At 42.0% G+C, this 13,955-nt stretch carries 10 protein-coding genes and 2 tRNA genes; 8 read left to right on the top strand and 4 right to left on the bottom strand.

Annotated elements, in window-relative coordinates; translation table 11 throughout:
* The first annotated feature begins 106 nt into the window (after positions 1 to 106).
* Complete coding sequence (locus HGG78_RS08500; protein ID WP_172532627.1) at positions 107 to 982, top strand: DMT family transporter; 876 nt, start codon at positions 107 to 109, stop codon at positions 980 to 982.
* Between the two features lie 114 nt (positions 983 to 1,096).
* Here the strand turns inward: HGG78_RS08500 and adhE are convergent, their stop codons facing one another.
* Complete coding sequence (adhE, locus tag HGG78_RS08495; protein ID WP_053311769.1) at positions 1,097 to 3,772, bottom strand: bifunctional acetaldehyde-CoA/alcohol dehydrogenase; 2,676 nt, start codon at positions 3,770 to 3,772, stop codon at positions 1,097 to 1,099.
* Between the two features lie 625 nt (positions 3,773 to 4,397).
* Here adhE and HGG78_RS08490 point away from each other — a divergent pair.
* Together HGG78_RS08490 and HGG78_RS08485 are read left to right on the top strand one after the other, a co-directional pair.
* Complete coding sequence (locus tag HGG78_RS08490) at positions 4,398 to 5,036, top strand: YchE family NAAT transporter (protein ID WP_053311770.1); 639 nt, start codon at positions 4,398 to 4,400, stop codon at positions 5,034 to 5,036.
* A gap of 50 nt (positions 5,037 to 5,086) precedes the next feature.
* A complete protein-coding gene (locus tag HGG78_RS08485; RefSeq protein ID WP_168521538.1) occupies positions 5,087 to 5,950 on the top strand; it encodes an ion transporter in 864 nt (287 codons plus the stop codon).
* Positions 5,951 to 5,988: 38 nt separating this feature from the next.
* On the opposite strand, the gene asd is transcribed toward HGG78_RS08485, so the two are convergent.
* The gene (gene asd / locus HGG78_RS08480) at positions 5,989 to 7,104 is read right to left on the bottom strand and encodes an aspartate-semialdehyde dehydrogenase (protein WP_172532626.1); all 1,116 of its coding nucleotides are present in this window, start codon (positions 7,102 to 7,104) and stop codon (positions 5,989 to 5,991) included.
* Between the two features lie 427 nt (positions 7,105 to 7,531).
* Here asd and nhaC point away from each other — a divergent pair, with 427 nt between their 5' ends.
* On the top strand, positions 7,532 to 8,974 hold the full coding sequence (gene nhaC / locus HGG78_RS08475; RefSeq protein ID WP_168521536.1) for a Na+/H+ antiporter NhaC: 1,443 nt from the start codon (positions 7,532 to 7,534) through the stop codon (positions 8,972 to 8,974).
* 61 nt (positions 8,975 to 9,035) lie between these two features.
* Here the strand turns inward: nhaC and HGG78_RS08470 are convergent, their stop codons facing one another.
* Both HGG78_RS08470 and yejK read right to left on the bottom strand, forming a co-directional pair.
* A complete protein-coding gene (locus tag HGG78_RS08470; protein WP_254068174.1) occupies positions 9,036 to 10,310 on the bottom strand; it encodes an Hpt domain-containing protein in 1,275 nt (424 codons plus the stop codon).
* An 87-nt stretch (positions 10,311 to 10,397) separates the two neighbouring features.
* Positions 10,398 to 11,399: a nucleoid-associated protein YejK gene (yejK, locus tag HGG78_RS08465; RefSeq protein WP_172532625.1), complete on the bottom strand. Its 1,002-nt coding sequence runs from the start codon at positions 11,397 to 11,399 to the stop codon at positions 10,398 to 10,400.
* Positions 11,400 to 11,483: 84 nt separating this feature from the next.
* Between yejK and HGG78_RS08460 the strand changes: the two genes are divergently transcribed.
* The 4 genes from HGG78_RS08460 (at position 11,484) to HGG78_RS08445 (ending at position 13,919) form a co-directional block, all read left to right on the top strand.
* Positions 11,484 to 11,708, top strand: a complete 225-nt coding sequence (locus tag HGG78_RS08460; protein ID WP_053311775.1) for a YejL family protein — start codon at positions 11,484 to 11,486, stop codon at positions 11,706 to 11,708.
* Between the two features lie 24 nt (positions 11,709 to 11,732).
* Positions 11,733 to 13,538: a DUF3413 domain-containing protein gene (locus HGG78_RS08455; RefSeq protein ID WP_172532624.1), complete on the top strand. Its 1,806-nt coding sequence runs from the start codon at positions 11,733 to 11,735 to the stop codon at positions 13,536 to 13,538.
* A gap of 62 nt (positions 13,539 to 13,600) precedes the next feature.
* Positions 13,601 to 13,677, top strand: a tRNA-Pro gene (locus HGG78_RS08450).
* Between the two features lie 151 nt (positions 13,678 to 13,828).
* Positions 13,829 to 13,919 (top strand) — tRNA-Ser (locus HGG78_RS08445).
* Positions 13,920 to 13,955 lie beyond the last annotated feature (36 nt).

The raw sequence follows: 13,955 nt of genomic DNA, 5'->3' as shown, positions 1-13,955 counted from the left end.
TTCTCTTAAGAATAAGGCTTCCGATGGAAGCCTTATTACTTTTCACTTGCTGAAGATTCCAGCGTCCCATAGCATGATGTTCTTGCATCATGGACTGGACTATTCAATGAATTGGATTTTTTTCACCTTTCTGGCTGCTTTTATGCAGTCTTGGCGTAACGCATTCCAAAGCCGCCTCGCTGGTGAAGTAAGCACCACCGGCGTCACCCTTGCTCGTTTTTTATGGGCTAGCCCAATTGCAGCACTCTATCTTGCTTTTTTGTATGGCTTACAACCGACCGTAATGCCTACCTTTTCATCTACATTCATTACCTTTATTGTCGCTGCTGCGCTGATGCAAATTGTCGCGACTGCACTGATGGTTAAATTATTTAAGTTTAATAACTATGCAGTCGGTGCAGGTCTAGCAAAAAGTGAAGCACTAGTCGCCGCAATTTTAGGCATGATATTTTTTGGTACTAACTTATCGTTTTGGGGCTGGTTAGGCGTCATCATCGGTGGGGGCGGGGTTTTCTTAATGAGCACTCAGGGCAACCTGCGAAAAATGTCGCTAATGACCATTTTACTAGGACTAGGAAGTGGTAGTGCTTTTGCTCTTACCTCGTTGTGGATACGCGAAGCAAGCTTATCACTTGGGCTACCATTTCCTCACAGCGCTGCCTGGGTGTTGTTACTGGTTATCTCACAACAAACCTTGCTACTCACTACTTATCTATTCATTGCAGACAAACACACCTTAACGCAGTTATGGATGCGTCCTAAACTCACTTTATTAACCAGTACAAGCAGCTGTATTGGCTCAATTGGTTGGTTTAGCGCCATGTCATTGCAAGCAGTTCCTTACGTAAAAACACTCGGGCAAATTGAAATATTTTTTACGATGCTAATTTCTGTGTTTTGGCTAAAACAAAAAATAAAGATAAAAGATGGGTTTGGACTCATGCTTGTTGCTCTTGCTGCCATTTTGGTAATGTGGGGATAAAGCAATAAGCATAACCACATGATAATTAGAAATAAAAAAAGCCCTACCAAATGGTAGGGCTCGTGATTACTAGAGATGTTACGTGCTAGCGAAAACAACTCATAAAAGTATTACTTACTTTTTAGCTTTCTTTGCTTTTGGCTCTTCAGTTTTCTTAATTACTGTAGTGCCTTCAAATGTTTCGCCTTCAACGAATGCTTTACCGTAGTAAGAAGCGGTTAGAACTTCTTTCAACTCACTGATTAGTGGGTAACGTGGGTTAGCACCTGTACATTGGTCATCAAACGCTTCAACTGATAGTTGGTCTAGTTTCGCTAGGAAGTCAGCTTCTGGAACACCAGCTGCTTGAATTGATAGCGGGATATCTAGTGCAATTTTCAGCTCTTCCAACCATGCTAGTAGACGTTCAATCTTCTGAGCAGTGCGGTCACCAGCTTGGCTTAGGCCTAAGTGGTCAGCAACTTCAGCGTAACGACGACGAGCTTGTGGGCTTGCGTACTGAGAGAATGCCGTTTGTTTAGTTGGGTTATCGTTCGCGTTGTAACGTACAACGTTAGAGATAAGTAGTGCGTTAGCTAGGCCGTGTGGTACGTGGAATTCAGCACCGACTTTGTGAGCCATTGAGTGACACACACCTAGGAAAGCATTCGCAAACGCAATACCAGCGATAGTAGCCGCATTGTGTACTTTTTCACGAGCGATTGGGTCGTTTGCACCATTTGCGTAGCTAGATGGTAGGTACTCTTTAAGCATCTTAAGTGCTTGTAGAGCTTGACCGTCTGAGTATTCGTTCGCTAGAACTGACACATAAGCTTCTAGTGCGTGAGTTACTGCATCGTAACCACCAAACGCAGTTAGAGACTTAGGCATGTTCATAACAAGGTTCGCATCAACGATAGCCATGTTAGGAGTTAGTTCGTAGTCAGCTAGTGGGTATTTAGCACCAGTTTTATCGTCTGTAACAACCGCGAATGGTGTAACTTCTGAACCTGTACCTGAAGTTGTAGTAATACATACAAGCTCAGCTTTTTGACCCATTTTAGGGAACTTGTAGATACGCTTACGGATATCCATAAAGCGCATTGCTAGTTCTTCAAAGTGAGTTTCTGGGTGCTCGTACATAACCCACATGATTTTAGCTGCATCCATTGGTGAACCACCACCTAGAGCAAGAATCACGTCGGGTTGGAAGCTCTTCATTGCTTCAGCGCCTTTCTCTACGATTGATAGAGTAGGATCTGCTTCTACATCAAAGAATGTTTGAACTTCAATGCCTTGAGCTTTAAGAAGTTTAACGATTTCATCCGCGTAGCCGTTGTTGAATAGGAAACGGTCAGTTACTAGGAATGCACGTTTCTTACCTTCAAGATCGCTCATTGCGATTGGAAGGCTACCACGACGGAAGTAGATAGACTTAGGTAGTTTGTGCCACAACATATTTTCAGCTCGCTTCGCTACAGTTTTCTTGTTGATAAGGTGCTTAGGACCTACGTTCTCAGAGATAGAGTTACCACCCCATGAACCACAACCAAGAGTTAGAGAAGGTGCAACGTTAAAGTTGTAAAGGTCACCGATACCACCGTGAGTAGTTGGGATGTTTACAAGAATACGTGCGGTCTTCATTTTGTCGCCGAAGTAACGGATGCGATCAGCATTGATATCTTGGTTAGTGTACAGGCCTGATGTGTGACCGATACCACCAATCTCAACCATTTTCACAGCTTGCTCTACTGCGTTTTCGAAAGAAGACGCGCGGAACATACCAAGAGTTGGAGACAATTTCTCATGAGCGAATTCGTCATCGTAAGAAACTTCACCAATACCTTCACCAACAAGGATCTTAGTATCAGCAGGTACTTTAACGCCAGCCATTTCAGCGATTGCTGTTGCTGGTTGACCTACAATTTTCGCGTTTAGTGCACCGTCGATAAGCAGTACTTTACGTACCTTATCAGCGTCAGCTTTGCTTAATACATGAGCTTTATGAGTTGCGAAACGCTCTTTCACTTCATCATAAACTTCATCCATAACGATAACCGCTTGCTCAGAAGCACAAACTACACCGTTATCAAATGTTTTTGACATAAGAACAGAAGCTACTGCACGTTTGATATCCGCAGTTTCATCAATAACAACAGGAACGTTACCTGCACCAACACCGATAGCTGGCTTACCAGAAGAGTAAGCAGCTTTAACCATGCCTGGACCACCAGTTGCAAGGATAAGAGCAATGCCATCGTGCTTCATAAGTGCATTAGAAAGTTCTACAGACGGTTGATCAATCCAACCAATGATGTCTTTTGGTGCACCCGCAGCTACTGCTGCATCCAAAACAAGTTTCGCAGCATCGTTAGTCGAGTTCTTAGCACGTGGGTGCGGTGAGAAGATGATACCGTTGCGAGTTTTAAGAGAGATTAGAGATTTGAAGATAGCGGTAGAAGTTGGGTTAGTGGTTGGAACGATACCACAGATAATGCCAACTGGTTCAGCGATAGTCATTGTGCCGAACTCTTCGTTTTCTTCAAGAATGCCACACGTTTTTTCGTCTTTGTATTTGTTGTAAATGAACTCAGACGCAAAGTGGTTCTTGATTACTTTATCTTCAACAATACCCATGCCAGATTCTGCTACCGCTTGTTGCGCTAGAGGAATACGAGCTTGGTTAGCTGCTAATGATGCTGCGCGGAAAATTTTATCTACTTGCTCTTGAGAGTAAGTAGCGAATTCTGCTTGAGCTGCTTTTACGCGAGCTACGAGTGCATCAAGTTCAGCCAAATTTGTTACAGGCATAGTGGATCTCCTAAAAATAGAAAAATTAAAAACTCTTTATTAAGCACACAGTCTCTAAGGGTTAATTCTCTCAATGACTTAAGTAATCGTAGACTTAGTAAATTGCTTTCAGGACTGAGTATAATATTTCAGGGTATGAAAAAAATTGACTCAGATCAGTTCTGAAAAATTAATTACCCACTTAGGGGTAAAGCCCAACAAAAACAACAATTAAATCATTGAAAAATAAAAACAAAACAACAATGAGTCACATGATTAAAAAAGCTTCATTTGAACAACAAAAAATTTAAAAGCTAAAACATTTTGTAAAAAAGTTTCATTTTTGAACAATACAGGCAAAATTCATCGCCTTTTACGTGCTACTAACAGTATATCGACTATCGCTTTAAGCACCACCGACAGCTCTATATTTTATTAAAAATGTGCAGATGTTAACAATTGTGTAAAAACTAGCACCTTTAGCCCTCATGTCAAAAACAATTCACAAACATTAGCTGTGTCGAATTAGTTTTTCTCAGCAATGAAACGCCAATAACTTTAGTTTTTTTCATTCGTGATATTCTCTGGTTTGGCTTACATTACGTACGAAATATTTCATCTAAGTGATCGCTCCGAGACTGACGCCATGCAAACCATTGAGCTAGCCATTTTCTTACAGTTTTTCTTAGGTTTAGTCGCCGCAGTTAACCCTGTCGGTATTATGCCTATTTTTGTGTCCCTAACGGGGCACATGACACAAGAAGAAAAGCACAAAACAGCCGCTACTGCGAATATTGCTGTTGCTGTGATCTTAATTGTTTCGCTTCTCGCTGGGCAGCTTCTTTTAGATATGTTCAGTATTTCACTCGACTCATTCCGTGTTGCCGGTGGTCTGCTTTTGTTAAGCATCGCGTTTTCAATGATGAGTGGTAAGTTAGGTGAAGATAAGCAGAACAAACAAGAAAAATCTGAATACATTAGCCGCGAGCAAATTGGGGTAGTACCTCTTGCCATGCCATTAATGGCTGGCCCAGGTGCCATCAGTTCGACCATCGTTTATGGTTCACGTTATCCAAGCCTGTTTGATACCGTCGGGATCGCCATTACCATTATTGTGTTTAGTTTGTGCTCATGGATGCTGTTTCGCTCAGCGCCATACATTGTCAGACTGCTAGGTCAAACAGGGATTAACGTAATTACGCGGATTATGGGCTTAATTCTCGGTGCACTTGGTATCGAGTTCATCGCTAACGGATTAAGAAACTTGTTCCCAGGATTGGCGTAACACTCTATTAACGCTATGATATTGCGACCTACCTACTGTGTCGCAATATCATGTCTCAGCAATCTATTAAGCATCACCTTTACATCATCATTTTTGGTACTCATACCAAAGCGGGCCGGGCTTTTGATTTATCACTGATCATTGCAATCATGATATCTCTATCGATACTCATTTTGGAGTCAATCCCCGAAGTAGCTCAGGTATGGGGATCATGGCTACGATATGGTGAGTATGCATTTACCACGCTGTTCACACTCGAATACCTGCTGAGGTTGTACTGTTCACCAAAGCCTAGTGCTTACGCAAAAAGTTTTTATGGCGTTGTAGACCTTCTTGCTATTTTGCCTACGTATATTGCATTTTTCTTCCCTGGCGCCTCGTTTATGGGCGTAATTCGCCTACTGCGTGTGTTGCGTATTTTCCGCATCCTCAAGCTGGTTCGTTATTTACAAGATTCAAATATTTTGCTTCGTTCATTAATGATGGCAAAAAGAAAAATATTCATATTTTTCAGTGCAGTTGCCATTCTTGTGACTATATTTGGCGCGTTAATTTTTGTGATTGAAGGGCCAGAGCACGGATTTAACAGCATACCCGAAAGTATTTACTGGGCGATTGTGACGATTACCACCGTTGGTTATGGCGATTTGGTTCCCAAAACTGCACTAGGCCAAGGTATTGCCGCAATGACGATGCTATTAGGGTATTCGATTCTGGCAGTACCAACCGGCATCATTACCGCTGAACTGAATAATGAAATGCACTCACACCGCCAGTTAGTCAAATGCCCAAATTGTTCACAAAGCGGTCATGAATCAGACGCCTTATTTTGCAAGCATTGTGGTAGCCAACTAGCAGATCCAGAGAAGAGAGTCGTTCCAATTGAGAGCCATCAAAAAGAAGAGCGCCTTTAGGCGCTCTCGGTAGAATACGTTTTTCTGAAAAACAATACTTATTTCTTTTCAGCCAGGATAATGCGTAAAGTACGGCGTAATGGCTCAGCAGCACCCCACAAGAGTTGGTCACCAACCGTAAAGGCATTTAAGAAATCATCACCCATTGCCATTTTACGCAAGCGGCCAACAGGAATTGACAATGTACCCGTCACTTTTGCTGGGCTTAGTTCTTGAACGGTAATATCACGATCATTTGGAATCACTTTAACCCAATCATTGTGGGTAGCAATCATCTCTTCAATCTCGTCCATTGGCACATTTTGCTTTAGCTTAATCGTCAATGCTTGAGAGTGACAACGCATTGCACCGATTCGCACACAGGTGCCATCGATTGGGATTGGTGAAGATTGAAGACCGAGGATTTTGTTCGCTTCAACGCCCGCTTTCCACTCTTCTTTGCTTTGACCATTATCACGTTTAACGTCAATCCAAGGGATAAGAGAACCTGCTAGTGGCGCACCGAATTGATCCGTTGGGAAAGAAGACGAACGCATGGTTTCCGCAACTTTTCTATCAATGTCCAAAATAGAGCTTGATGGATTTGCAAGCTCTGAGCTGACTGAATCATTAATAACGCCCATTTGTGAAATAAGCTCGCGCATATTCTGCGCGCCTGCGCCAGAGGCCGCCTGATAAGTCATGGCACTAGTCCACTCGACAAGACCTTTTTCATACAGACCACCTAAGCCCATTAACATTAGGCTGACGGTGCAGTTACCGCCAACAAACGTGTTGGTGCCAGAATGAATGCCTTGCTGGATTTGTGCTAAGTTAACAGGATCTAAAGTGATGATGGATTCTTTGTTCATACGGAGGGTGGATGCCGCATCGATCCAATACCCTTTCCAACCCGCTTGTCGTAATGCCGGGTAAACCTTTTCAGTATAGCTACCACCCTGGCAAGTAATCACCGCATCGAGTTGTTTTAGGCTATCAATATCGTAGGCGTCTTGCAGAAGACCCGCTTCTTTTCCTAAAGAAGGGGCAGGAATACCGATTTGGGATGTACTGTAAAAAACAGGCTCAATCAGATCGAAGTCTTTTTCTTCAACCATACGCTGCATCAATACAGAACCGACCATACCACGCCAACCAACTAAACCTACTCTCATCGCGCTAACTCTCCGTGTATCTAAAAAAGTAAAAAAATGTACCCCACCATCTATAAGTGGTTCAGCATAAAATCTCAAGACTTTCTTGGTAAAAATCATCACTTTTTGTTCTGAAATACCCCTTATTCACCAAAAATGGCCAAGAGTTAGGAAATCACCATTTAAGTCGTTATTCAGAATTTAATAATAAACCAGACGCTAAATTATCACGCTCTTGTTACACAATAAAACCATGTTACAAAACATTTCGCTCTATTAACTTTAACCAAAAGCAACATTTAATGCTATTCATTAACGATGCAGACGACATGAATCACATACGAGAGGTTTAATGTCGATATATTATTCTGGGTGATGTAAAGTGCAGGCGAACTCAGTGAGGGCATGAAGATGCCTTTGGCTCATAAATCTGACAAGAGGCTCTTTTATGACGCAAGTCCCCCAACGCCTGCCAAGCATAATGCAAGTTATTATTGCGCTAGGCTTATTCCTATTACTCGCATTTTCGTTTACTGCTCAACTCGATTTACCTATCCAACTCGCTCTATATATTGGTTGGTTTATCATCATTGTGTTGGGTGTTAGATTGGGTCACCAATATAAAGATTTAGAAAAAGCAGCACTTAATGGTATTTCTAACGGCTTAGGCGCTGTGTTAATACTTTTAGCCGTTGGTGCACTAGTGGGGACTTGGATCTCTGGCGGAATCGTACCAACCATCATTTATTATGGCCTTCAGGCAATACATCCTTCGATTTTCCTTCTTGCCACAATGATTATCTGCTCTCTGACTGCGTTAGCGACTGGTACATCATGGGGCGCAGCAGGTACAGCCGGCATTGCAATGATGGGTATTGGACAAGGTCTAGGTGTTCCTGCGCCAATAACTGCTGGTGCTGTACTATCTGGCTGCTATTTTGGCGATAAGATGTCACCGTTGTCAGATTCAGTGATTCTTGCTTCATCAATGTCGAACGTTGAAGTCATGGAGCATATCAAAGGGATGCTGCCCATTGCTTTAATCAGCTACATCATTACTGGCATCATGTTTACACTGTTTGGCTTCCATTACGCAGGTAATGTCGATATGTCTCAGGTTCAAGGTGTTATTAAAGCCATGGAGACACAATTCTACATTACGCCGTATTCATTTGTTCCTGTATTGATTGTCCTTGGCCTGTTGGCTATGCGTATGCCGTCTTTCCCTGTCATTAGCTTCGGCTCATTGCTTGGTATTATTTGGGCGGTGATGATCCAAGATGTCGATTTCCTACGCGCTTTCAATACCGCTTGGGCTCCTTATAGCATTGAATCTGGCGTTGATTTTATCGACTCGATACTAAACCGTGGCGGTATGTCATCAATGTTAGGCTCAGTCGCTGTGATCGTATTTGGTCTTGGATTTGGTGGTTTACTGGATAAAGTTGGAGTTTTAGAAACCATAGCTAAGCTATTCGAGCGCCGTGTAACAAGCGCAGGTTCTCTGGCTACTAGCACAATTGGTACGGCATTTATGGGTAACGTTTTCGGCTCTGCAATGTATGTATCCTTGATACTGACGCCTAAAATCTGCGCGAAAAACTACGACCGATTAGGTTACCAACGCAAGAATCTATCACGTAATGCCGAATTTGGTGGCACCTTAACTTCAGGCATGGTTCCATGGAGTGATAATGGTATATACATGGCGAGTATTTTAGGTGTTGCAACTCTTTCTTATGCGCCCTTCATGTGGTTAAGTTTTGTGTGCATCATCGTCACCATATTTACCTCATATATGGGTTGGTTCGTTGATAAGTGTGACCCTACAACACCAACAGAAACCGATGAAGAACTTGCCGAACTCAGCTTAAAAAAACAGTCCGTTTAGCTAAGAAATCTGTTTCACAAATAAAAAGCTGAGCCCATTTTGGTGCTCAGCTTTTTATTTGTTATTTGTCTAAATGAAGCCGCGCACTCTCAATGGCAGAAGATAGATATTTAGCCAAAAGGTGAAGTTGTTCTTCACTAGGTATTGAACCGTTATCTAACACCTGTTCAATCTCATACGAGATCTGCTTTAAACCTTCAGCACCTAAATTTGCTGCCACACTTTTTAAGCTATGTACTCGCCTTCGAGCCCCTTTTCTATCGGAATGAATTAACGACTCAAGTTGCTCTGCATCTTGACTATGATCTTGAATAAAGACACCGAGTAACATTTGTACTGAATCGTTATCTCCATTTAGGGCATCTAGCATCTGCTGCACATCCACCTTTGACTCAGCATATTTAGGCGTTAACGCTGCCGTATCAATAACTTCATTTACCTCAGCCTTCTGTACGTTAGGTTCTTTTACAACGGTTCCTTCTTCATCTGGCTCAACCGTTTCCGAGCTTACCGCCACTTGACTCGAAATGCTTAACAACCAGCCCATCAACAACATTGCGATGGCACTAATAGCGGTGATCACATAACCATATGATTTGAGCAAATAATGATATTGATCCTCAACATGGGTAATTTGTTGATAGATAGAATGACGCAATAAGTTCTGTACTAAATAGGCTCCTTGGGCATATTGGTTCAGTAGTTCCGAAGCTTGTGCTAACGACTGCTCTAATTCTTGCTTTTGCGCTAGAGGCAACTGTTGAGCTTCAACATAGAGCCTATCTAATGTGCGATATATTTGAGGATTTTGCTCCATATCGCTAAACATCGCTTCAAATACATAGGCACCCAAAGTCGTATATTTTTGTTGTACTTCTGGGGGAGTAGTCGGCTTATCACGCAATAACTTCAACTGTTCAACTAACTCTTGAATCTTTAACTCAATCGACAAATAAGATCTTGTTAATTGGATATATCGATCTGTTACGTGCAACAGTTGCTGAATATCAGGCTGAAAAAGATGTACCCGGTGCTCCACCTCAAGCTGTAAACGTAGCGAATAGAGTAACTGAATATTCAAAGCCAAGTCATTAGCACGAGCGGAACGGTACGGTTCTTTGAAATAAAGTGAGCTTCTTAATTCATCAACGCTATTGCCGAGCTCTTCTACTGCTGACATTGTTTGGTAACTGGAATGGTTCTGCCAATAAACAGTACCAATCAAAGCTGCCCAACCGAAAAGGATCAACAGATAATATCTGACTTTAATACCATTCCATTTCCTATAACCAAACACTTGCGCTACCACATCTAATTTACAATTAAATACAAGCATATACCTAAAGTAGTGAGCCTGCTCTGTTACCGATTAAAACGATGACAAAAAAAGAGAGCCATCTCAAGCTCTCCTTCTCATCAGTTTTTAGCGATTTCGTGTTAGTTGATCACGTAGGTTAGGCGGTGTCCCTTTGATGGTCAACGTGTCCGTCTCTGGGTCGTAAAAAATACGCTCACCCAGCAACAGGCTATCAAAGCTAACATTTAGTCCCCCACCAGCACCAACAAATTTAGTTAGCTTACGTACGGTAGAACGATCACCGGGAAAACTGTCTTCAAGATCATAGCCATGCGCTGCAGTATACTCTAGGAAACTGGTTCCATCTTGGCTTGGTAACAGTTCACCAGACAACTCGCGAACTTGAATCTCTTCGCCTGCTTTAATCTGTTCGTTACAGTAGTCGTACACTTGCTTTTTGTAATTTATCGCTTCATCTTTTTCTAGCTTAGAATCAGAGCAGAAATCTTGCACCGCTTGCATCAATACTTGGTTTTGAACCTTGGTATCTAAACCTACATCAGCTTGCAGAAAATCTAAAAAGAAATCAGATACTTTGCGCCCTACACGCCCTTTGATATAAGCAAGGTAACGATTCGATTCTTTGTCGGTTTCAAAGCTGGATAAGTCAATACGAGCAACAATATCCATTTTGCTAATATCGAGATAATCGGTGGCACTAATATCCAAACCTTCAGTCACTTTCAAACTTTGGTTAAGAGGCAGGATCCCGATAAATAAGTAATCGGTCGCGAGAGACTGATATTCAGCCATCACTAAAATACCTTCATCGGCAAAAGGATATTTTGACAATTCTTCTTTTAGTCTCTGGGCACTAACTTGAGAAAAATCATAAAAATTACGCTCACCTTGGCGAAGTTCCTGCAACCAAGTTTGAAAATCACTGTCAGATTTAAACGAACCAAAGCCTTTACCTGCCTTCGAGTTAAATACGCGATGCAGCTCTGCGACTAGGTTTTCTGTGGAAGTATCATTATCTAAAGATTGTGAGCGGTACTTAACAACCAGCTCGTCTTGTTCATTTTTGCTCAGTTGGTGCAAAATCACGTTGGTAAGGTGAAGGCTCATAGTGAAATTATCATCGTTCTGGTTTCAGTTGTAAGGCATTGTAGGTTATCATAAGCCGCTTTTACTATCATCATTAGAGTCTTTATGCCAATTACATCTAAATACAGCGACGAGAAAATTGAAACGATTTTGACTGAGGTTGCTGCCATTCTCGAAAAACACAGTGCCTCTCCAGAGCTCACTCTTATGATTGCGGGAAATATTGCAACCAATGTCTTAAACCAGAACGTTGCAGCTTCACAACGCAAGACGATTGCTGAAAAATTTGCTCATGCTTTAATGTCGTCTCTAGAAGACAACACCCACTAATAAGAATGTATAGATAGAAATCACATGGTAGATAGCGAAAATACATACGGTGAACGCGTATCACGTTTGGTTGGTTGGGGGCATTGGTTTGCTTTCTTCAACATAATAGCAGCGATGCTTATTGGTACTCGATACATTGTCCAATCACCATGGCCTGAAACCTTGCTGGGGCAATTTTACCTGGCGTTTTCATGGGTTGGGCATTTTGGGTTTCTTGTTTTCGCTCTCTATCTACTCGTGCTATTTCCTCTGACATTTGTCATTCCGTCACGCAAACTATTTCGTTTTGTAGCGGTTTGCTTTGCTACCCTAGGCTTAACGACTTTATTGATCGACACTCAAGCCTACCAAGCAATCAATCTCCATTTGACCCCAATAGTATGGGAGTTACTGTTTACCGATGAAGCCAGTACGATCAGCGCTGACTTGCAACATTTATTTGTTGTCATGCCGCTCATTTTTCTGTTGCAGCTTGGCTTGTCCGAATGGGTGTGGCGTAAACAAAGAAAATTATCACACAAGCACGTTGGTCGCCCAATCGCAGCTGTCTTTTTTGTAAGCTTTATTACTAGCCATTTGATATACGTTTGGTCTGACGCTTATTTAGAAAGTTCTGTGACCAGTCAAAAATCGAATTTTCCTCTTTCCTATCCAATGACAGCAAAATCATTCATGGAAGAGCATGGGTTATTTAACCGTGACGAATATCTAAAACGCTTAAAAGACAAGCCTGATAATGTTGACCTGGTTCGTTACCCTATCGAACCACTTAAATTTGAACGCAGAGCCAATAACCTGAACATTTTACTCGTTAGCGTGAACAATTTAAGAAGCGATGTATTGACACCAGAGATCATGCCAAGTGCTTATCAATTTGCCAGCCAAAACTTGAAATTCAATAATCATTACAGTTCAAGTAATGATATGTTTGGTATTTTTGGCCTCTTTTACGGTCTGCCTAGTAGTTATGCAAGCAGTCTTCGCTCTCAAGGTGAATCACCAATATTGATTAATGTTCTTCAGCAGCAAAACTACCAATTTGGTCTGTTCAGTGGTGATAATTTTGATGACTCACTCTATGAAGAGACGGTATTCAGAAACCTGAATGTATCAAAAGCACCATTCAACAAAAACAGTAGTCATGACGAACAAACTATTGAACGCTGGGCGAAATGGGTGCCACAACAGGCAAATAAACCTTGGTTTAGTTACTTGGAACTTACTACGGTTGATAACTTTAATGATTTTGATGAATCACCGACCGAAAGTAGTACCAGTGACCGTTTAAGAGCTGGCTATAATAACTCGGCAAATTCCGCTGACAAAGAACTCGGACTACTGTTTAACAAGCTAGAAGAATTACAACTGCAAGCAAATACTGTTGTCGTGATCACTTCTAATCATGGCGCCGAATTTAATGAGACTAAAACCAATAGTTGGGGCGCAAATAGCAACTACAGCCGCTACCAATTACAGGTTCCGATGATTATCCATTGGCCTGGTAAAGTCGCAGGGGAATATTCACATCGCTCAAGTCACCTCGATTTTTCAGTAACTCTGCTTCAAGATCTACTAGGAGTTTCTTCTAACCCAACCGATTTTAGCAGTGGCAGAAACTTGTTTAATGAAAGCAAGAGAAAGTGGATTTTGGCTGGAGACTCAAGAGAATTAGCGCTCATCACTGCAAAGCAAACCACGGTTATCGACAAATTTGGCAACTTCAAGCTATTTGATGAAAACTATCAGCGCCAGAGCAATACCAGCCCAACGCTACCAGTGCTGATGCAAGGCTTAACCGAACTGCAGCGTTTTTATGCTAAAGATAATTAAATCAAGCTGTTAGAACTATTGTCTCTTGACGATAAAAAGAAAAATGAGTAAATTACGCAAATCGGACTGTAGCGCAGCTTGGTAGCGCACCGTCATGGGGTGTCGGGGGTCGGAGGTTCAAATCCTCTCAGTCCGACCATACACCTAGAAAAGAGGGCTTCGGCTCTCTTTTTTATATAAAAAATATATACCTTTTGATAAAAAACACCATTAAGCGCACACAAAACAACCAAACGGTCATTTTGGCACTTTACAAGTGAAAACAGTATCGCTAATATGCGCAACAACACGGAGAGATGGCTGAGTGGTCGAAAGCACCGGTCTTGAAAACCGGCAAGGGTTTGTAGCCCTTCTAGGGTTCAAATCCCTATCTCTCCGCCACATTCAAGAGATAACCCACTGGAAACAGTGGGTTAT

The organism is Vibrio aestuarianus, assembly GCF_012395185.1.
Taxonomy (GTDB): domain Bacteria; phylum Pseudomonadota; class Gammaproteobacteria; order Enterobacterales; family Vibrionaceae; genus Vibrio; species Vibrio aestuarianus.
The sequence above is the reverse complement of the archived record's forward strand: the minus strand, read 5'-3'. Positions and strand labels throughout refer to the sequence as shown.

Excerpts from the sequence above, each read along its gene's own strand:
- HGG78_RS08500 (WP_172532627.1), top strand. The coding sequence starts at position 107 with ATGAATTGGATTTTTTTCACCTTTCTGGCTGCTTTTATGCAGTCTTGG.
- adhE (WP_053311769.1), bottom strand. The coding sequence starts at position 3,772 with ATGCCTGTAACAAATTTGGCTGAACTTGATGCACTCGTAGCTCGCGTA.
- HGG78_RS08490 (WP_053311770.1), top strand. The coding sequence starts at position 4,398 with ATGCAAACCATTGAGCTAGCCATTTTCTTACAGTTTTTCTTAGGTTTA.
- HGG78_RS08485 (WP_168521538.1), top strand. The coding sequence starts at position 5,087 with ATGTCTCAGCAATCTATTAAGCATCACCTTTACATCATCATTTTTGGT.
- asd (WP_172532626.1), bottom strand. The coding sequence starts at position 7,104 with ATGAGAGTAGGTTTAGTTGGTTGGCGTGGTATGGTCGGTTCTGTATTG.
- nhaC (WP_168521536.1), top strand. The coding sequence starts at position 7,532 with ATGACGCAAGTCCCCCAACGCCTGCCAAGCATAATGCAAGTTATTATT.
- HGG78_RS08470 (WP_254068174.1), bottom strand. The coding sequence starts at position 10,310 with ATGCTTGTATTTAATTGTAAATTAGATGTGGTAGCGCAAGTGTTTGGT.
- yejK (WP_172532625.1), bottom strand. The coding sequence starts at position 11,399 with ATGAGCCTTCACCTTACCAACGTGATTTTGCACCAACTGAGCAAAAAT.
- HGG78_RS08460 (WP_053311775.1), top strand. The coding sequence starts at position 11,484 with ATGCCAATTACATCTAAATACAGCGACGAGAAAATTGAAACGATTTTG.
- HGG78_RS08455 (WP_172532624.1), top strand. The coding sequence starts at position 11,733 with ATGGTAGATAGCGAAAATACATACGGTGAACGCGTATCACGTTTGGTT.